21 protein-coding genes and 2 pseudogenes are annotated in these 17,170 nt (G+C 42.3%); all 23 read left to right on the forward strand.

Annotation, left to right across the window (positions count from 1 at the left end):
• The first annotated feature begins 87 nt into the window (after positions 1-87).
• On the forward strand, positions 88-480 hold the full coding sequence (locus DSY56_RS10600) for a P27 family phage terminase small subunit (protein ID WP_112445572.1): 393 nt from the start codon (positions 88-90) through the stop codon (positions 478-480).
• Positions 473-2,203, forward strand: a complete 1,731-nt coding sequence (locus DSY56_RS10605; protein WP_112445574.1) for a terminase large subunit — start codon at positions 473-475, stop codon at positions 2,201-2,203. The genes DSY56_RS10600 and DSY56_RS10605 overlap by 8 nt, the downstream gene beginning before the upstream one ends.
• A 21-nt stretch (positions 2,204-2,224) precedes the next feature.
• Entirely contained in the window at positions 2,225-3,427 is a 1,203-nt protein-coding gene (locus DSY56_RS10610; protein WP_112445576.1) for a phage portal protein, read from the forward strand.
• Entirely contained in the window at positions 3,411-3,986 is a 576-nt protein-coding gene (locus DSY56_RS10615) for an HK97 family phage prohead protease (RefSeq protein ID WP_112445578.1), read from the forward strand. The genes DSY56_RS10610 and DSY56_RS10615 overlap by 17 nt, the downstream gene beginning before the upstream one ends.
• Positions 3,983-5,149 carry a phage major capsid protein gene (locus DSY56_RS10620; RefSeq protein ID WP_112445580.1) on the forward strand — a complete coding sequence of 389 codons (1,167 nt, stop codon included), beginning with the start codon at positions 3,983-3,985 and terminating at the stop codon, positions 5,147-5,149. Before DSY56_RS10615 ends, DSY56_RS10620 begins: the two co-directional genes overlap by 4 nt.
• An 11-nt stretch (positions 5,150-5,160) precedes the next feature.
• The gene (locus DSY56_RS10625; protein ID WP_112445582.1) at positions 5,161-5,430 is read left to right on the forward strand and encodes a hypothetical protein; all 270 of its coding nucleotides are present in this window, start codon (positions 5,161-5,163) and stop codon (positions 5,428-5,430) included.
• 2 nt (positions 5,431-5,432) lie between these two features.
• Positions 5,433-5,684, forward strand: coding sequence for a hypothetical protein (locus DSY56_RS10630; RefSeq protein WP_112445584.1), 252 nt, complete (start codon positions 5,433-5,435; stop codon positions 5,682-5,684).
• Between the two features lie 4 nt (positions 5,685-5,688).
• Positions 5,689-5,991 carry a phage head closure protein gene (locus DSY56_RS10635; protein ID WP_033686235.1) on the forward strand — a complete coding sequence of 101 codons (303 nt, stop codon included), beginning with the start codon at positions 5,689-5,691 and terminating at the stop codon, positions 5,989-5,991.
• A complete protein-coding gene (locus DSY56_RS10640; protein ID WP_112445586.1) occupies positions 5,988-6,347 on the forward strand; it encodes an HK97 gp10 family phage protein in 360 nt (119 codons plus the stop codon). Before DSY56_RS10635 ends, DSY56_RS10640 begins: the two co-directional genes overlap by 4 nt.
• On the forward strand, positions 6,344-6,667 hold the full coding sequence (locus DSY56_RS10645; RefSeq protein WP_112445588.1) for a hypothetical protein: 324 nt from the start codon (positions 6,344-6,346) through the stop codon (positions 6,665-6,667). The genes DSY56_RS10640 and DSY56_RS10645 overlap by 4 nt, the downstream gene beginning before the upstream one ends.
• A gap of 11 nt (positions 6,668-6,678) precedes the next feature.
• Positions 6,679-7,260, forward strand: coding sequence for a major tail protein (locus DSY56_RS10650; protein WP_112445590.1), 582 nt, complete (start codon positions 6,679-6,681; stop codon positions 7,258-7,260).
• Positions 7,261-7,270: 10 nt separating this feature from the next.
• The gene (locus DSY56_RS10655; RefSeq protein ID WP_112445592.1) at positions 7,271-7,690 is read left to right on the forward strand and encodes a hypothetical protein; all 420 of its coding nucleotides are present in this window, start codon (positions 7,271-7,273) and stop codon (positions 7,688-7,690) included.
• 277 nt (positions 7,691-7,967) lie between these two features.
• Positions 7,968-10,793 (forward strand): phage tail tape measure protein, encoded by a 2,826-nt coding sequence (locus DSY56_RS10660; protein WP_112445594.1) that lies wholly within the window; start codon positions 7,968-7,970, stop codon positions 10,791-10,793.
• Positions 10,790-11,512, forward strand: a complete 723-nt coding sequence (locus DSY56_RS10665; protein WP_112445596.1) for a phage tail protein — start codon at positions 10,790-10,792, stop codon at positions 11,510-11,512. The genes DSY56_RS10660 and DSY56_RS10665 overlap by 4 nt, the downstream gene beginning before the upstream one ends.
• A complete protein-coding gene (locus DSY56_RS10670; protein ID WP_112445599.1) occupies positions 11,512-13,350 on the forward strand; it encodes a phage tail spike protein in 1,839 nt (612 codons plus the stop codon). Before DSY56_RS10665 ends, DSY56_RS10670 begins: the two co-directional genes overlap by 1 nt.
• Positions 13,347-14,135: a phage upper tail fiber protein gene (locus tag DSY56_RS12690; RefSeq protein ID WP_112445601.1), complete on the forward strand. Its 789-nt coding sequence runs from the start codon at positions 13,347-13,349 to the stop codon at positions 14,133-14,135. Before DSY56_RS10670 ends, DSY56_RS12690 begins: the two co-directional genes overlap by 4 nt.
• Before the next feature lie 8 nt (positions 14,136-14,143).
• The gene (locus tag DSY56_RS10680; RefSeq protein WP_050365290.1) at positions 14,144-14,545 is read left to right on the forward strand and encodes a hypothetical protein; all 402 of its coding nucleotides are present in this window, start codon (positions 14,144-14,146) and stop codon (positions 14,543-14,545) included.
• A 3-nt stretch (positions 14,546-14,548) separates the two neighbouring features.
• Positions 14,549-14,926: pseudogene (locus tag DSY56_RS12525) on the forward strand (gp58-like family protein); the annotation flags it as partial.
• Between the two features lie 138 nt (positions 14,927-15,064).
• Positions 15,065-16,000, forward strand: a pseudogene (locus tag DSY56_RS12530) (tail fiber domain-containing protein); the annotation flags it as partial.
• A complete protein-coding gene (locus DSY56_RS10690) occupies positions 15,993-16,199 on the forward strand; it encodes a hypothetical protein (protein WP_112445605.1) in 207 nt (68 codons plus the stop codon). The pseudogene DSY56_RS12530 and the gene DSY56_RS10690, both read left to right, overlap by 8 nt.
• Positions 16,196-16,786, forward strand: coding sequence for a hypothetical protein (locus tag DSY56_RS10695; RefSeq protein WP_112445607.1), 591 nt, complete (start codon positions 16,196-16,198; stop codon positions 16,784-16,786). The genes DSY56_RS10690 and DSY56_RS10695 overlap by 4 nt, the downstream gene beginning before the upstream one ends.
• Complete coding sequence (locus tag DSY56_RS12105) at positions 16,779-16,931, forward strand: hypothetical protein (RefSeq protein ID WP_000036642.1); 153 nt, start codon at positions 16,779-16,781, stop codon at positions 16,929-16,931. Before DSY56_RS10695 ends, DSY56_RS12105 begins: the two co-directional genes overlap by 8 nt.
• 10 nt (positions 16,932-16,941) lie before the next feature.
• Positions 16,942-17,170: hypothetical protein (locus DSY56_RS10700; RefSeq protein ID WP_160109927.1), on the forward strand; the 229-nt coding region annotated here is incomplete at its 3' end.

Below are 17,170 nucleotides of genomic sequence, written 5' to 3' on the forward strand. Positions count from 1 at the left end.
ACCGGTGAAGGGAACTTTTTCCAAGTCGGGGGCCTTCAAACAAAGAGGGGGTAAAAACTAAGCGATTTTGACGAAAGGAGGTAGTTTTTGGCTAAACCGATTACAGCAAAGTCGATTAAGTTAAAAGTGGTCAAGCAGATGAAAGACTTGGGCACTTATCGTAAAGAGTTCGAAATGATCATTGATATTTTTGCAGGAATGCTCTATCAGTATCAGAAACTTGCTCAAGATTATGCTGACATGGGTTATCCAGTAACAGACACCTACGTCAATAAAGCTGGTGCTGAAAATGAGCGCAAAGTTCCAATCTTGACAGCTATGGAAATTTTGAGGAAAGACATTCTCAGCTACTCTAATCAGTTGATGATGAATCCTAAGTCGCTCGGTGAGGTGGTAGAACAAGAGGGTGAGTCAGTTCTTACTGAGGTCCTGAAGTTCAAGAACGAAATCAAGAAGAAGCGAGTGACTGGCAATGGGTAATCTTGATAAAGCAAAAGAATACGCTCAACACGTCTTAACTCACCAAGAGGAACATTGCGAGGAGAACATTCTTGCTGCTGAACGTTTTTTACGTGATTTAGAAAATCCTGCTTTTGATATGGATGAGGATATGGTGGATTTTGTTATTCACTTTATCGAGAACGTGATAGTTCATCAGCAGGGCGATGATATGTTTGCGGTGTCTATCCGTAACAAGCCATTACTCTTGCAACCTTGGCAACACTTTGTAGTTGTGAACTTGTTTGGGTTTTACTATAAGGGGACGAATGAGCGCAGGTTCAAAGAAGCGCTTATCATGCTTGCTCGGAAGAATGGCAAGACCTCGTTTACTGCTGCAATTGCACTTGCTTATCAGCTTCTGGACACGGATAGCGGTTCAAAATGCTATATCGTTGCTAACTCAGTCAAGCAAGCGATGGAAGCTTTTGGTTTTTTAAGATTCAACGTTGAACGATGGAATGATAAGAACATTCGTATCAAGGACAATAACCAGGAACACTCTATTACTGCTAATTTTGGTGATGAGGGTTCTTTCTTTATCCAAGCTCTAGCGAATGATGAGAGTCGCTTGGACTCTCTGAACGGGAATGTTATCATCTTGGACGAAGCTCACACAATGAGGAATAGTAAGAAACATGGTCTTATGAAAAAAACAATGTCAGCATACCGTAACAGTATGCTTTTTGTTATCTCTACGGCTGGGGATATTCCTACTGGTTTTCTTGCTAATCGTTTAAAATACTGTCAAAAGGTGCTCAAGCAATTGGTCACTGATGATTCATTTTTCATCTTCATCTGCAAGGCTAATCAATCTGCTGATGGTGACGTAGTGGATTATCTGGACGAGAACATCCTCAAGATGGCTAATCCGTCATGGGGTGTCACTGTTTCGCTCAAGGCTCTCAAGGAAGAAGCTGAGCAGGCCATGAATGATCCTCAGACTCGAAACGAGTTTTTCAATAAGACATTGAATATCTTCACTAACTCTATGAACGCTTATTTCAACCCTGATGAGTTTATTGCGTCGGACAGTTGCTACGATTGGAGTTTAGAAGAGCTGGCACGCTTGCCGATTCGTTGGTATGGCGGTGCAGATTTGTCAAGATTACATGACTTAACAGCAGCTGCTCTCTACGGTGTCTATAATGATGGTGAGAAAGATGTTGATATCTGTATCACACATGCTTTCTTCCCTCGGATTAATGCTCAGAAGAAGGCTAACGATGATGGGATTCCACTTTTTGGCTGGCAATCTGATGGCTGGCTGACGATGAGCAATACTCCTACTGTTCTCTATGATGATATCGTCAAATGGTTTATCAGTATGCGTGAGCGTGGATTTAAAATCCAAGCTGTGGGAATGGATAGGAAGTTTGGTCGTGAGTTTTTGGCTAAGATGAAAAAGGCTAAGTTTAAGATGATTGACCAGCCTCAGTTATTCTATCTGAAATCTGAGGGGTTCAGACGGATTGAGTTCAAAGTCAAGAACAAGGAATTTTACTATCTTCATTCTGACGCTTACGAATACTGTGTGAGTAATGTTAGAGCGATTGAAAAGGTGGATGATGCTGTGCAATATGAAAAATTAGACGGAGACGGTGGTACTGCAAGGATTGACTTGTTTGATGCCAGCGTCTTTGCTTGTATACAGGCTCTTGCTAATCTTGGCAAGGATGGCGATGTGATGAGATTCTTTGATTAGAGAGAAAGGAGGTGAGGAAACATGGGTATTTTTGAAAAGATTTGGAAACGAAATAAGCCAAGTAAACCAATCAACATGCTGAGTCATTCAGATTTAGGATTGTCAAACCTGATGGATTCTTATGTACCTTTGGCCAGAAATCCAGATGTGATAACAGCGGTTAATAAGATTGCTGATTTGGTCTCTAATATGACCATCCATCTGATGGAAAACACGGATAAAGGTGATATCAGAATTCGTGATGGACTGGCTAGAAAGATTGACATCAATCCCTGCGAACATATGACAAGGAAGTCATGGATTTTCAAGATTGTGCGCGATTTGCTTCTATACGGCGATGGAAATTCTGTCTTACATGTAGAATATGATCTTGTTACGGATTATATTTCTAATTTAAGACCATTTCCGATGAGAGAGGTTTCGTTCCAAACAGATAAGGATTCCTATGTGATCTCATTTAGGGGTGAAGAGTATTCCCCTGACGAAGTAGTCCACTTTGTCATCAATCCAGATCCAGATATTCCATACATTGGTACTGGTTTTAGGGTGACGTTGACAGATGTGGTTCAAAGTTTGAACATGGCTACGAAGACTAAAAAAAGCTTCATGAACGGTAAGAACATTCCTAGTCTTATCGTTAAAGTAGACTCGTCCAGTGCTGAACTAGACTCGGAGCAAGGGCGTGAGCGTATCGCTGAGAAGTATTTAAGTACTAGCAGGGTTGGCGCTCCATGGATTGTTCCAGAGGCATTGCTGGACATCCAGCAGGTAAAACCGCTTAGTCTAACGGATATCGCTCTAAATGAGTCTGTCGAATTAGATAAAAGAACAGTTGCAGGTCTATTAGGAGTACCTGCTTTTATTTTGGGCGTGGGAGAGTTCAACAAGACAGAGTATAACAACTTTGTAAATACGACTGTCATGAGTATCGCTACTACCATAACCCAAACTCTAACAAGGGACTTGTTGGTATCAAGCAATCGTTATTTTAAACTAAATCCTCGTTCACTCTTCTCTTACAACATTACAGAGTTGTCTGAGGTTGCACGTCAAATGACAAACAGTACTGCAATGCGTCGTAATGAGTGGAGAGATTGGCTTGGTATGACTCCTGATCCTGAGATGGAAGAGTTGATTGTCCTTGAGAACTTTATCCCTCAAGAGAAGATAGGAGACCAAAATAAATTGAAAGGAGGTGAGGAAGAGAATGCAGAAACGGAATAGTTATCGTGCCACTCAATTTCAAACGAGAGAAGAAGACTCTGGTGATTTGATTTTGAGTGGCTACTTTATCAAGTTTGACGAGGAGACGGAATTGTGGCCAGGCTACTGTGAAGTTATCAAGCGTGCTGGAGTTGAGAAAGCTATCAAAGACGCTGATATCAGAGCTTTATTTAACCACGATGATAGTCTTGTTCTCGGTCGAACAGGTAACGGAACTCTGACACTGGGTGTTGATGATGTTGGTCTTTTTGGAGACATCATCATTAACAAGGATGATCCTCAAGCTGTTGGAGCCTATGCCCGTGTCAAGCGTGGAGATGTTATCGGATGTAGCTTTGGCTTTATCCCGATAAAAATCGAAACAGAGGAACGTGAAGATGGTTCGTATCTGGACACTGTCTTAGAACTAGAAATCTTTGAAGTGAGCCCATGTACTTTCCCAGCCTATCCACAAACGGAAATTGCTGCACGACAAAAAGACTTCGAAAGTCAGAGTCGCGCGAATCGTGAAGCGCTAGACAAGCGTAAGAAAGAAATTAAGGAGAAATTTAAACTATGAACAAGACAGTAATTTTTAGTTTTCTTAGAAGCAGAAAAGCAGATAAAGTTGCAGGTTTGATTGAATCTATCGAGGAATTGAACAAACGTTCGGTTGTTGAACTAGAGAAGTTGGACCGTGCTGAAACCGAGGAAGAAGTTTCAGCAGTTGAAAAGACTGTGGATGATCTTCAAAAGGAAATTGAAGAAAAAGAAGCTGAAAAAGCGCAGTTGGAAAAAGAAGTTGACGAGTTGGAAAAACAAATCGAGGAGCAAAATCGTAAAGCACCGACTCCAGGTAAAACGGAAAAACGAGGAGGAAAAACATTGGAACAACGTGAAGCATTTAACCATTACCTACGAACAAAAGAAGCGCATGCTGATGGTTTTAAATCTACTGAAGGTGAAGCTATCATTCCAGTTGATTTGATGCCACCGAGAGAAGCAAAACAAGATCAGACTGACTTGATTCCATTGGTAAATGTAGTCAAGGTTAAAAACGCTAGTGGTAAATGGACCTTGGTTAAATTGACAGATCAAACAATGAATACCGTTGAAGAACTGGAAGAAAATCCATCTCTGGCCAAACCAAGATTTACAAAAGTAAACTATGATATTAAAACACGTCGTGGGCATTTGCCTGTGTCTCAAGAATTGATTGATGATGCTGACTACGATGTGATGGGATTGGTTGCTAAACAAGCTAAGAACCAAGAACGTATTACTAAGAATAAAGAGATCGCTAAGATTCTCAAGAAAGCTACAGCTAAAAGCGCAGCTGGTTTGGACGGCTTGAAAGATATTCTCAATGTGGAATTGAAACCATACTACAATGCAACTATCGTATGTACTCAATCTATGTTCGCTGCTCTTGATAAAATCAAGGACAAGGACGGTCGCTACATGCTCCAAACAGATATCACATCTCCAACCGGCTACAAGTTCGCTGGTCGTGTTATTGTTGTTTATCCAGATGATATCATTGGAGATGACAAAGGTGAGATGAAAGCCTTCATCGGTGATGTTGGAGAATTTGCGACATTGTTTGACCGTGCGCAAACTACTGTCAAATGGCAAGATGACAAAATCTACGGTCAGTATTTGGCAACCGCTAATCGTTTTGATGTAGTGAAAGTAGACGAAGATGCAGGATTTTATGTGACCTATACAGATGCTGTAGGGTAAGGAGGTAGTAAATGGTATATAAGGTAATCCGTCCTTTTAAGGACTTACGAGACCCAAAGAAACATTGCTATGAGGTTGGGGATAATTACCCTAGAGCTAAGCACAAACTTGATAAAGAGTTTGCGGAGACTCTGCTAAATGGGGCAAATAGTGCAGGATCTATCTTTTTGATGAATGTAGAAGATAAGGATATGTCGAAAGATGACACATTAACTACAGAAGTAGAAAAGGAAGAAACAAAGGTAGTAGATGTGAAACCTGAAGAGGGAGACGAGGAGTAGTTATGGACAATGCTCAATTATTAGAATTGCTTAAGCTAAAATTGGGTATAGCAACAAAACTACGCGATAAGCCCTTGGAGAAAATCATCGAATCTGTCAAAACAGAACTGGAAGATAACTTAGGAGTTCTACTTGACTTAGACAGCCCAGAAGACCAAATGTTTGTAGTTGATTTTGCAGCTTTTCGCTATGAGGGTGGGGTGGATATGCCACGCCACCTTTTATGGCGGTTGCATAATTTGAAATTGAGGTAAGCAGATGGCATGGAACAATGAGATTACATTGATCTCAAGGGTTAAAACAGGATTAGATAAATTACACCAGCCTCTATTTGAGGAGAAACGATTGACTATTTTGTGTCGTAAGCGTTCCATAACTCGTTCTGAATTTTATCAGGCTAGCCAGGTTGGACTTAGACCAAGCCTTATCCTTGATATTCATAGTTTTGAGTATAACAACGAGGAAGAAGCGGAATTTAACGGGAAACGGTATCGTATTCTTAAGACATTTCCGATTGGTTTAGAAATTCTGGAGTTAACCTTGATGGAGGAATTGCCATGAGTTCAACAGGTGACCTTTCAGCAGAAATCGCTAAAGCACTGAGCGAATATTCTAGTGAGTTAGAAGATGAGATTGACGTAATCGCACAAGAGTTAGGTGATGAAGCTGTTGAGACTTTGAAAGCGACAAGCCCAAAGAATAAAGGAAAGTATGGAAGAGGATGGCGTCTCAAGAAAAATGCCAAAGGCTCATACGTAATCCATAATGCTACAAGCCCTCAATTGACTCACCTACTTGAAAATGACCATGTCTTAAGGAATGGCGGACGCAGTCGTGCTATCCCTCACATAAAACCTGTAGAAGAAAAGCTAATCAATTCCTTTGAACGCAAAGTAAAGGAGGCTATTCAAAAATGAAATTATCTGACCTTGTCGATATTCTAAGTCAAGCGAATCTACCTATAGCCTATCGTGCGTTTGAGACTGGACACGTTCCTCAAACACCTTATCTTATCTACTTTGAATCACATCCAGATATCAAGAGAGCAGACGACGAACAGAAATACCAGATTAAATCTGTGACTGTAGAGCTTATCTTTGAACGTAAAGACGAAGATTTGGAAGAGACCTTGGAAGAGTTGTTGTCTAAACATCACCTTGTTTTTGAGGTATCAGAAGAAAGCTATATCCCAACAGAAAGGCTATCTGTCAAGCCTTACACTGTTTATTTGTACTAAAGGAGAAGAAGATGACAAAAACAGAAAATAAAGTAACCTTTGGATTGAAAAACGTGCATATCGCACCAATCGAAACCATCAGTGGGGACACAAATGTCATTAGCTACGGGAAAATTTTCCGTTTCCCTGGAGCGATGAACTTGGAGTTAGAACCAAAAGGAGAATCGAAAGCAATCCCAGCAGACGACGTGGACTACCACTTCATGAACTCAAACGAAGGGTATGAAGGGAAATTGAAAGTACCGCATATCACAGAAGAGTTTGCGACGAAAATTCTAGGAGAACTCAAGGATGAGCAAACAGGAGTATTGACTGAAAAAGGCGATGCTTCAACCAAACCGTTTGCGATTATGTTTGAATTTTCAGGAGATCAAAACAAGACTCGCTACGTTCTCTACTACTGCTCTGCTAGTCGTCCATCGAATGGCTCTGCTACTAAGAGCGGAACAACTGTCAACGAGCGTGAACTTAGCTTCAAAGGTTCACCACGTCCGCTTGATAGCGTAGTGAAACGTTCGATTACGTCAGCAGACAAGAAAGAAGTGTATGACGCTTGGTTTACTAGCGTTTATGAGCCAACATCTCTAGGGTAAGGAGTAAAGAATGCGTCGAAGTATTAAAATCAGCAATAAGCGTTATGAGCTTGCAACAAATGCCTATACTCCAATCGCTTACAAGAACGAGTTTGGGCAGGATTTTTTCAAGGACCTTTTAGGACTTTTGAAAAATAAGCAATTGGTAGCTCAATTGAACCAATTGGAAAAAGGTAATGATTTGGTAGCGGAAAGCATAGATCTATCTCTTTTAGAAGATTTTGACATTACCTTTTTCTATCGTCTATTTTGGGTGTTTGCTAAATCTGGCAATCCAAAAATTAAACCGTTTGATGATTTCTTTATGGAGATGGAAGAATTTCCTCTTGACGAAGTTTGTCCGCTAATGATGGAAATGTTGAATACGGTACTGCAAACAAAAAAGAAACAGACACATCAGAAACAGCAAGCGAAGAAGCCTTCACGGTAGAATCCTATCTATCTTGTTGCAAGGAAACTGGCTTATCTATCGATGATCTCAAGCACATTTCTATTGGAATGGCTTTAGATTATCAGACAGATTATGTCAATTTGCGTAGCGAAAATAAAACGGGTAGTCGGAAGGCTACCCAAGCTGATTTTGATGCATTTTAGAGAAAAAGTGAGTGTTGAGAGAGCGATTGTGAGGACAAGTTCCTTTAGTTGACTAGTGTTCTGGTCATAGAAATCCTCTCAGCGCTCCTTATTTTTTAAGGAAAGGAGGAAATATGGCAGGAAATATCAAAGGGATAAAAATTGAAATTGATGGCGATACCCAGCCCTTACAAAAAGCGTTAAAAGGTGTCAATCAAGAATCTGCTAACGCAACAAAAGAGCTGAAACAGATTGATAAGGCTTTAAAGTTTGATACTGGGAATGTTACCTTACTAACCCAAAAACAAGAAGTCTTACAGAAGCAAGTTGGAACCACTCGGGAAAAACTAGAAACCTTAAGACAAGCTCAATCTCAAGTTGAAGAACAGTTCAAAAAAGGAGATATTGGCGCAGATCAGTATCGTGCTTTCCGGCGTGAAGTAGAAGTGACTCAAAATGTCCTAAAAGGATATGAGGGAAAACTAGCTAGTGTCAATCAAGCTCTTGAGGGTAATGGGAATGCAACCAAGAATAACCAAACCCAACTGAAAGAATTGCAGAATGAGCAAAAACTACTTGCCAGTGAATCTGAAAAAGTTGTCAGTTCATTTAAACTGCAGGAAAGCCAGATGGGTGCCAACGCTAGCGAAGCTGATAAGTTGGCATTGGCTGAAAAGAAGATTGGTGCACAGTCTGAAATTGTCTCTCGTCAAATTGAAAACCTTGAAAAGCAGTTAGAAATCACTAAAAAAGAATATGGTGAAAACTCAGCCGAAGCTAACAAGATGGAATCAGAGCTGAATAATGCCAAGACTGCTTTTAACAATCTCAACGATGAGATGAAGGGGACTAAGTCTGTAGCGGATAGCGCACAAGAAAGCTTGGGTGAGATAGCTAAAGCTGCAAGAGCTGAACTACTCCAACAGTTTAGTGAGAAGTTGGGTGATATTTCAGAAAAACTTGTTGACGTTGGGAAAGAAGCTATTGAAGCTGCTGCTTCAATGCAAGCAAGTAATGCCCAATTTAGTACAGTTTTTGGGGATATGGAAGGTCAAGCTAGAGAGGCTCTTAATAATATTGGGAAAGAAATGTCTATTGTACCAGAACGATTACAAGGAAGTTTCACCCAAATGGCCTCCTTTGCAAAAACATCTGGTTTAGATACAGCTCAAGCCTTAGATTTATCTACTAGGGCAACTAAGGCAGCGGCAGATGGTGCTGCTTTTTACGACAAATCTATTGAAAGTGTTACTGAGAGCCTTCAATCATTTCTTAAAGGAAATTTTGCCAACGATGCGGCTTTGGGGATATCTGCAACAGAAACAACTCGTAATGCGGCAGCAAACAAACTATATGGCAAGTCATTCAAGGATTTGAGTGAAGCACAAAAGCAATTAACTTTGCTTCAAATGGTTGAAGACGGGAATGAACTTTCTGGGGCACTTGGTCAAGCTGCAAGAGAATCTGACGGCTTAGAAAACGTCATGGGAAACCTAAAACAATCTGGAACTAATGCCTTGGCTGCATTAGGTCAGCCTCTTTTGGAAATGTTGATTCCTGTTTTTCAAACTTTAGGAGACATCATAAAAGGTGTGGCAGATTGGTTTGGTACTTTACCTGGTCCGATTAAAGAATTTATAGTAATCATAGGAGCTGTAGTTACCGCAGTAGGAGTTTTAGCACCGATATTCTTGACCATGCAGGCCGCCGCAACAGCTCTTGGACTTTCAATAGGAGGCATGATTGCCGCCGCCTTACCAATCATTGCTACAGCAGCTGCAATAGCGGCCGCAGTGGCAGCGGTCGTTGTCATTTTAAAATACTTATGGGAAACGAATGAAGGATTTCGTAACGCCGTCACAGTTGTGTGGGAGGCTATTTCATCTGTCATTAATACTGTTGTAGGTGAAATTTCAAATTTCATCATGAGTATTTTTGGAACGGTTGTAACTTGGTGGACTGAAAACCAAGAGCTGATTCGTTCCATTACAGACGCAGTCTGGACTGGCATTTCCGCTATCATTAGCGCTGCTATGACTGTTCTAGGTCCACTTATAGAAGGAGGATGGAACACCATTCAGACTATCACGTCTACAGTTTGGGAAGTGATTAAAACGGTAGTTGAAACAGCCATCAACGTTGTTTTGGGTATTATCAAGGCAGTGATGCAGATCATTACTGGTGACTGGTCGGGCGCTTGGGAAACCATCAAGAGTGTTGGAGAAACAATCTGGAATGGGATTGCAAGTGTCATTGGGACTATCTTTAATGGCATAGCGCAGCTATTGTCTAACATCTGGAACACCATCTCAACGGTTGCTTCAAATGTTTGGAACGGCATCAAGTCCACTCTCTCAGGAATATTTGATGGTATTTCAAGTTCGGTCTCAAGTGTCTTTAACGGTATAAGAGATACGATTAGCAATATCTGGAATAGTATTCAATCAACCGCAAGTAGCATTTGGAACGGTATTAAAGATACAATTGGCAATGCTATTAACGGGGCTAAGGATTTAGTTGGTAGTGCAATTGAAGCTATTAAGGGATTCTTTAACTTTGAATTTAGATGGCCTCATATCCCTCTACCACACTTTAGTATTTCAGGCTCTCTTAACCCAGTTGACTGGTTGAGTAACGGGTTGCCGAGTATTGGCGTAGAGTGGTATGCCAAGGGTGGTATCTTGACCAAGCCGACTGTTTTCGGTTCAAACGGAAATAGTTTGATGGTTGGTGGAGAGGCTGGGAACGAGGCTGTCTTACCACTGAACGAAAGAACCTTGGGAGCTATCGGTCGTGGAATTGCTCAAACTATGGGAGGTCTGTCTCCTGTTATCAATGTCAGCATTAGCGGAAATAACATCAGTGAAGAGATGGATATCAACCGTATTGCTGACGTTGTCGCTCAAAAGATTGCGGATGAACTGCAACGAAAAACACAGCTTAGAGGAGGGCTTATATGATCAAACATAATGAATTGGTGATTGATGGTGTAGCAACCTCCTCCTTTCCTTTTGATGTGATTGTAGAAGAAGCGCCAGCCATCGTGATTGCCAATAGCAAGACAAAACTATGGGAGCATGATGGGATTAGCGGAGCAATCCTACAAACCAATCATCATAGAGGGATGGTTGAGAAATCCTATACGCTTCACTTAGTCAAACCAAAAGAAGAGGACTTGAACCGTTTTCTGGCTCTCTTTGCAAGAGAGAATTTTTGGCTTGAAAGTGAACGTGTCAAGACTACTAAGATGTGGTGTTACAAGGTAAAGATTTCTGAGACTATTAGAAGCCGTGCAGGGTATTATGCACTTAAAGTTACATTTGAGTGTCACCCTACAAAGTTTTTTAAAGCCACGGACAATCAGACCTTTTCAAGAAGTGGCACTTTAAGAACTAAAGGCTCTGCTTTGGCTTTTCCGACAATTACTATAACTGGCCAGAGTACGACTGAGGTTAGTTTCACAGTGGACAGACAGGTCATCCGATTAGAAAGACTGTCTGGAAGAGCTATCATGGTAAATAACCCTAACAATCCTAGTTTCTTGGACGGAACAGGTTCCAGAATTAAGTGGACAGGGGATTTTATCACGATTGACCCCATCAAAAAACAAGATGTTGGGATTGTCTTAGGTGCTGGTATCAGTTCCATGACGATTGAAACTGTATGGGGGTGGGCATAATGCTATATTTACTTGAAAGCGATACTCGTAATGTTAAATGGAATGGCATTCCACTGCATGAAGCGACTTCAGCTATCATCAAAGAGCAAATGAACGGGGATTTTACCCTTACTGTTCGCTACCCTATCACCGACTCTGAGATTTATCAGCTTTTCCGTGAAGATATGTTGATAAAGGCACCAGCTCCTGTGATTGGGCCTCAGTTGTTCCGTATCAAGAAGCCAGTAGAGAATGATGATCATTTAGAAATCACTGCTTACCACATCACTGATGACATCATGCAGCGGTCTATCAATCCGCTGTCTGTTAATAAGCAGAGTTGTTGGCAGGCTCTTTCTCAATTGGTACAAGTTGCTAAGTCTCCTATTAATGATTTTTCATTTACCAGTGATATCACGGACAGGCGGACCATCAACACGAAAGAAGTAGAAACACTCTACAGCGTGTTAATGGATGGTGCTCACTCAATTGTGGGAACATGGGAAGGAGAGATGGTTCGGGAAAATTTTGCTATCTCAATTAAGCGAAATCGAGGAGAGGACAGAGGTGTTATCATCTCTACTCACAAAAACCTTAAATCCTATCAACGAACCAAAAACTCACAAAATGTTGTTACTCGGATTCACGCCAAGTCTACATTTAAGGCAGAGGGTGCCAAGGAAGATACAACGATTGCCATAACGGTTGATAGTCCCTTAATTGGTGCCTACCCTTACATCAACGAAAGAAGTTATACAAATAATAACATTCAGACCGTTGAGGAGTTGACAAAGTGGGCTAGCGCTAAATTTACTAATGAACACATAGATAAGGCTACAGATGCCATTAAAATTGAAGCCTATGAACTTGATGGGCAAACTGTTCACATGGGCGATACGGTTAATCTGAAAAGCTATAAGCATAATGTGGACGTTTATAAGAAAGCAATTGCCTATGAGTATGACTGTTTAGCAAACAATGGACAGGGAGCCTATCTAACCATTACCTTTGATGATAAAGTGAAATCAGGAGGGAATGGTGGTGGATTATCAGCAGTAGCAAACGCAATCTTGGACAAGCAAGAGACACAATTTGACATCATGCTGGAGCGTGCGATAGCCAACGCTGACCGTGCGTTTGACGCTGAATTTGCCAAGCGTGAGAAAGCCATCACGGATGCTATTGAGCAGTACAAGGCTAAAGCCGAAGAAATGGGCGCCAAGATCCATGAAGAAATGGAAAAAGAGCGTCCTGAGTTAGTGAAGCTAATCCGTGAAGAGTTGATGAGTGGCGCTGACTCAATCGCTGAATTAAGTAAGAAACTGGAACAGGTCAGCGAGACTGCAAGGGTCAATGCTAGTCTGATTGGTGGGGACGGAAATACCCAGTACAATAAGAACCGCCTCAATGGTGGCACGGCCAAGAAAATCAGTTATGGAACGGATTTCGTAGAAGTCGGCCACAATGGAGAGGGATTTGAACTTGGTAAGCAGTACGTTATCAGCTGGTCAGCAACCTGCACGCCTTACGGTAAAACTGATGTGACTGTTGTAGTCAATAAGAATCCGTTTTATGGTGGACACGTTCATCTTGCGCCTGCAAATACAGTCATGCCAGTGATTGACAAAGACCTGACCCAGAAAGAGGAGCAGGTCTTGGCGGTCTACTACGGTGCCTATCGTCTGACTTTCTCAGGGGACTGGTATCAGAACGTAGAGCAGTCTGTGACGATTGATAATCAGACAAGACGGATTGAACTAGCGCCAGTCTACAAGACGGTTGCTGATGGACAAAATGCAAGATATGAGGGAAGTTGGAGCGAGAGTCCAACTTTTATTTTTGACGGAGGTAGAACATGACGGAGACAATCCCAGTAAGGGTACAGCACAAGCGCATGTCAGCGAGTGATTGGGCAAGTAGCACTCTGGTCTTACTTGATGGCGAGTTAGGTATCGAGAGCGATACAGGCAAGGTCAAGGTCGGAAATGGCCGTGACCGATTTTCAGTTCTTCAATATCTAACAGGACCAAAAGGTGACCGTGGAGAACGTGGGGAAACAGGACCACGAGGAGCGGACGGTGTTATGCGGTTCGAGAACCTGACAACCCAGCAGAGAGAGGGGTTGCGAGGCGATAACGGTCATAGCTTAAATGCGAATGTTCGTATCGAGGGAAGTTACAGAAACGGTGCGACTAGTCAGTTGAATTTGATCGCGGACGTCTACTATGACGGAACACGGTTAACCAGTGGCTATACTGTTGATTATTACTACAGAGGTTTTGGGAATAACAACTGGCAAAGTTTGCTGAGCCAAACGCCTGATGCAAATGGAAAGTTTGGCCAGTGGAATGCTTCTCAGCGTTCTGGAGGTTGGTTTGAGGTCTACATCGTTGTAACGCACAACGGCATTAAAGCAGCTGCTAGCACACGGCTTGACAATGTTAGTGACGGTGCAAGAGGGGCGAATGGTGCAACGGGTCCAGCAGGACCGGCAGGAGCTAGAGGACGTGACGGAGCGCCCGGTCAAAACATCATCAACCAGAATGGTGGGCAACCAATGAAATATTGGTCTGGTACAAGGTCTCAATATGATGCGATTCCTAACAAGGATAGTAATACTATCTACGATATTTTTAGTCAATAGGAGGTAGTATGGCTAGAGAAGGAATTTATGTAGGTGGTAAGGAAGTTGTTGAAAGATATATAGGAGATAAGCTAATCTGGAAAAAATACAGATTTCGAATTGTAAATGCTTTGTCATTGACTATATCAAATATTAACTATCAGTCAGCTGCTTTAGATTGCCGTACTCGATTCTTGTACCGATATGAAGGATTAAAATCAGGGTACTACTATTTGAGAATAGAAGAAAAGTTTGTTAAGGTATATGCTTATAATTTATCAACACCTAGTCCATCTTTTATGTTTTTACTAGGTCAAAACGAAGATGCAGGAGTAGATGAATCAAGCAAGCGTCAAGCTTTATCTGATTTGACACGAAACTGGTTTAGAGATGATTATAAAGATATTGTTTTATATGACAGAATGAGGTAACACATGGACATAACCATTCAAAACGTCCGTTTGCCTGCTCTTGAGCAGAACGGGCGGTATTATAAGGTCTTTCAGCCACGGACACGAGATGAGCTGCTGAAACTGCACCACATGGGTTGTGTGGGTGACACGGTGCTGACGGATATCCAGCTGGAGCAGGGGGATTTTCCTACTAGTTTCGTGGAGCCTACTGTAACGCAACGTACCTTGTCAGGTCTCTTCAAGGATATGCGTTCTATTGAACTGGAATTGAGAGACCCAAACAGCACCCTGTGGGGCAAAATCCAGCAGAACAATCAAGGGGCGCTGACTCAGTTCTTTGATACGAATGTCAAGAGCGCCATCGCTCAGACGGCTAGAGAAATCAGGCAGGAAGTGCGAGACGCTGCTAACAGTGCGAGGGTTCAAGTGACGCCTGAAGGTGTGACCATCGGCTCAACTACCTTGACGGGCGAGCAGTTAGCCTCTACCATTTCCGCAAGTCCGAGAGGGGTTGATATCATCGCTCCACGGGTTAGAGTACAGTCGGATATGTTGGTAGATGGTGCTGTAACAGCTAGAAAAATGGCTGCTGGTTCTGTCACTGCTGACCATATCCAAGCAGGTGCCATCACAGGCGATAAAATCAGCGTAGACGATGCCCTGATTCGGAACCTGACCGCTAGAGATGCCTTGATTGACAAGCTGACATCTAAGGAAATCTTCACAACCAAGATTGAATCTGTTGTATCTAGCTCAACCTTCTTACAAGCCTACCAAGGTGAAATTGGAGGTTTCACTTTAGGGCAGTTTGATAATGGAGGCGGTCGCTGGATTTCTGGAGTAAACCAATTCTCAGTTGGTATGGGTAATGGTGCTGGTTATGGTACTAAGACAGCTTTCTGGGCTAATTGGGGCGATAACTGGAACCAAGCAGGACCGAACTCTTGGCATGTAGACACAGATGGACAGATGTATTGTAAGAATACAGTTAGCTTCTATGGTAAAGTTGACTTTTCTGGCTCTACAACCGTTAATTTCTACAGCAAGATTAATGCTAATAAAGGTATCTGGACAGGAAATGCAGATATTTATGGTGCTGGGTCAAATCCAGCTGGCGGAGAGAATGCCGTCGTCTGGTGGAATCAAATCACTACAGCAAAATGGAGAGGCTATGCTGGTATTACTTCGAGTTCAGATAGACGTTTGAAAGAGAACATCACGGACACAGCTGTAAAAGCCTTGGATAAAATCAACCAACTGAACATGGTCGCATTTGATTTCATCGAGAGCCAGAAACATGAAGAAATTGGTTTGATTGCGCAGGAAGCACAAGAGGTAGTCCCTCATGCAGTTGAAACAGATGAAGTAACATCTTATCTGTCTATCAACTATTCAAAATTCGTCCCCTACTTGCTGAAGGCTGTCCAAGAACTAGACCAGAAAATCAAAGAAATGGAGAACACACATGGATAATCACACAATCGACAAGCTAGTAGCTGAGTCGCTCGCTAACCGCTTGAGAGAAAGTGAATTGAATTGTGCGCATTTAGAAGCGCACTATACGCTGGCTTTGGCTGAATTGCAGGCCTTTAAGGCGGTTCTGGAATATGAACCAGCCCTCAAAGAACTATTTGACGAAACGCAAGCAAAAATGAAAGGAGCTAACAAATGAGCTATGAACTTGCAATCAAGCCCTACTTGAAAGGTGGGGAAAATGTAACAGTTGTCGCCATCAAGATGGAAAACAAGGGGCGCTATTCTTATGAGCAGTGCGAATTGCTAGGTGACCATACACAGGATAGTGAGGACGCCCTTATCCAAGCGGTTTTAGAATTGGTTCGCACCGAACTTGACCCGACTAGTGCCATTGTCAAGAACCAAGAACAATGGGCTAAAACGACGGAAGCGCTGGAGAGAGCCAACCAACTCATGGATGGCATGCAGAAGGTCAATCTCCAGAATGCTCAGGATATTGAGGATATCTTAGCACGATTGGAAGAGCTGGAAGCTCAAGGAGAGTCTGACCAGGAGGAGAAAGAGGAGGCAGAGGAGGACACCCCTCAGGTTACGGACACAGAAAACCAAGCTGATGAACCAGCCCCAGCGCAGCCAACTACTGAACAACCAGTAGCAGAAGCACCTACACAACCAACCCCAGCGGTAGAAGATAAGAAAGAAAGCGAGAAAGAAGATGACATTTCTGAAACGACAAACCAAGAGAGCCCTAGTGAAGACAATGGAGGTAGCAGCAATGAGTAAGATTACACTAGATCAAGCAAAAATCGATATGTACATCAACCTACTGGAACGTGGAGCAGTTGACTTTTCGTGGGTACATAAACGCTGGAAAGACCGTGTGCGCAAGGAATTGAAGCGACGTGGTTTGAGCCACTTGGCGAACTAGCGAGGTGCTTATGGATGTCTTACAACAAACAGAACATTTCTTCATGAACGTGCTATCAGCAGCGACGCCAATCGTCGTGGCTTGGTTGGGCTATAAAATGCCGAAGAAAACAAAAGAAGAAACAGATAAAATCGTCTCGGAACTAACCGATGTTAAGAAACAGATTGAAGATGTCCAGACTACCGCTAAAGATAGCAATTCCAAAATCGATGAAGTACAAGAGAAGTTGAAAGTGCACG

It is taken from the genome of Streptococcus sp. 596553 (assembly GCF_900411395.1).
Taxonomy (GTDB): Bacteria; Bacillota; Bacilli; order Lactobacillales; family Streptococcaceae; genus Streptococcus; species Streptococcus mitis_BA.

Coding starts and splice junctions, on each gene's coding strand:
- DSY56_RS10625 (WP_112445582.1), top strand. CDS start 5,161: ATGGTATATAAGGTAATCCGTCCTTTTAAGGACTTACGAGACCCAAAG.
- DSY56_RS10655 (WP_112445592.1), top strand. CDS start 7,271: ATGCGTCGAAGTATTAAAATCAGCAATAAGCGTTATGAGCTTGCAACA.
- DSY56_RS10695 (WP_112445607.1), top strand. CDS start 16,196: ATGAGCTATGAACTTGCAATCAAGCCCTACTTGAAAGGTGGGGAAAAT.
- DSY56_RS10615 (WP_112445578.1), top strand. CDS start 3,411: ATGCAGAAACGGAATAGTTATCGTGCCACTCAATTTCAAACGAGAGAA.
- DSY56_RS10630 (WP_112445584.1), top strand. CDS start 5,433: ATGGACAATGCTCAATTATTAGAATTGCTTAAGCTAAAATTGGGTATA.
- DSY56_RS10670 (WP_112445599.1), top strand. CDS start 11,512: ATGCTATATTTACTTGAAAGCGATACTCGTAATGTTAAATGGAATGGC.
- DSY56_RS10690 (WP_112445605.1), top strand. CDS start 15,993: ATGGATAATCACACAATCGACAAGCTAGTAGCTGAGTCGCTCGCTAAC.
- DSY56_RS10665 (WP_112445596.1), top strand. CDS start 10,790: ATGATCAAACATAATGAATTGGTGATTGATGGTGTAGCAACCTCCTCC.
- DSY56_RS10605 (WP_112445574.1), top strand. CDS start 473: ATGGGTAATCTTGATAAAGCAAAAGAATACGCTCAACACGTCTTAACT.
- DSY56_RS10640 (WP_112445586.1), top strand. CDS start 5,988: ATGAGTTCAACAGGTGACCTTTCAGCAGAAATCGCTAAAGCACTGAGC.
- DSY56_RS10680 (WP_050365290.1), top strand. CDS start 14,144: ATGGCTAGAGAAGGAATTTATGTAGGTGGTAAGGAAGTTGTTGAAAGA.
- DSY56_RS10635 (WP_033686235.1), top strand. CDS start 5,689: ATGGCATGGAACAATGAGATTACATTGATCTCAAGGGTTAAAACAGGA.
- DSY56_RS10660 (WP_112445594.1), top strand. CDS start 7,968: ATGGCAGGAAATATCAAAGGGATAAAAATTGAAATTGATGGCGATACC.
- DSY56_RS12690 (WP_112445601.1), top strand. CDS start 13,347: ATGACGGAGACAATCCCAGTAAGGGTACAGCACAAGCGCATGTCAGCG.
- DSY56_RS10610 (WP_112445576.1), top strand. CDS start 2,225: ATGGGTATTTTTGAAAAGATTTGGAAACGAAATAAGCCAAGTAAACCA.
- DSY56_RS10645 (WP_112445588.1), top strand. CDS start 6,344: ATGAAATTATCTGACCTTGTCGATATTCTAAGTCAAGCGAATCTACCT.
- DSY56_RS10650 (WP_112445590.1), top strand. CDS start 6,679: ATGACAAAAACAGAAAATAAAGTAACCTTTGGATTGAAAAACGTGCAT.
- DSY56_RS10620 (WP_112445580.1), top strand. CDS start 3,983: ATGAACAAGACAGTAATTTTTAGTTTTCTTAGAAGCAGAAAAGCAGAT.
- DSY56_RS12105 (WP_000036642.1), top strand. CDS start 16,779: ATGAGTAAGATTACACTAGATCAAGCAAAAATCGATATGTACATCAAC.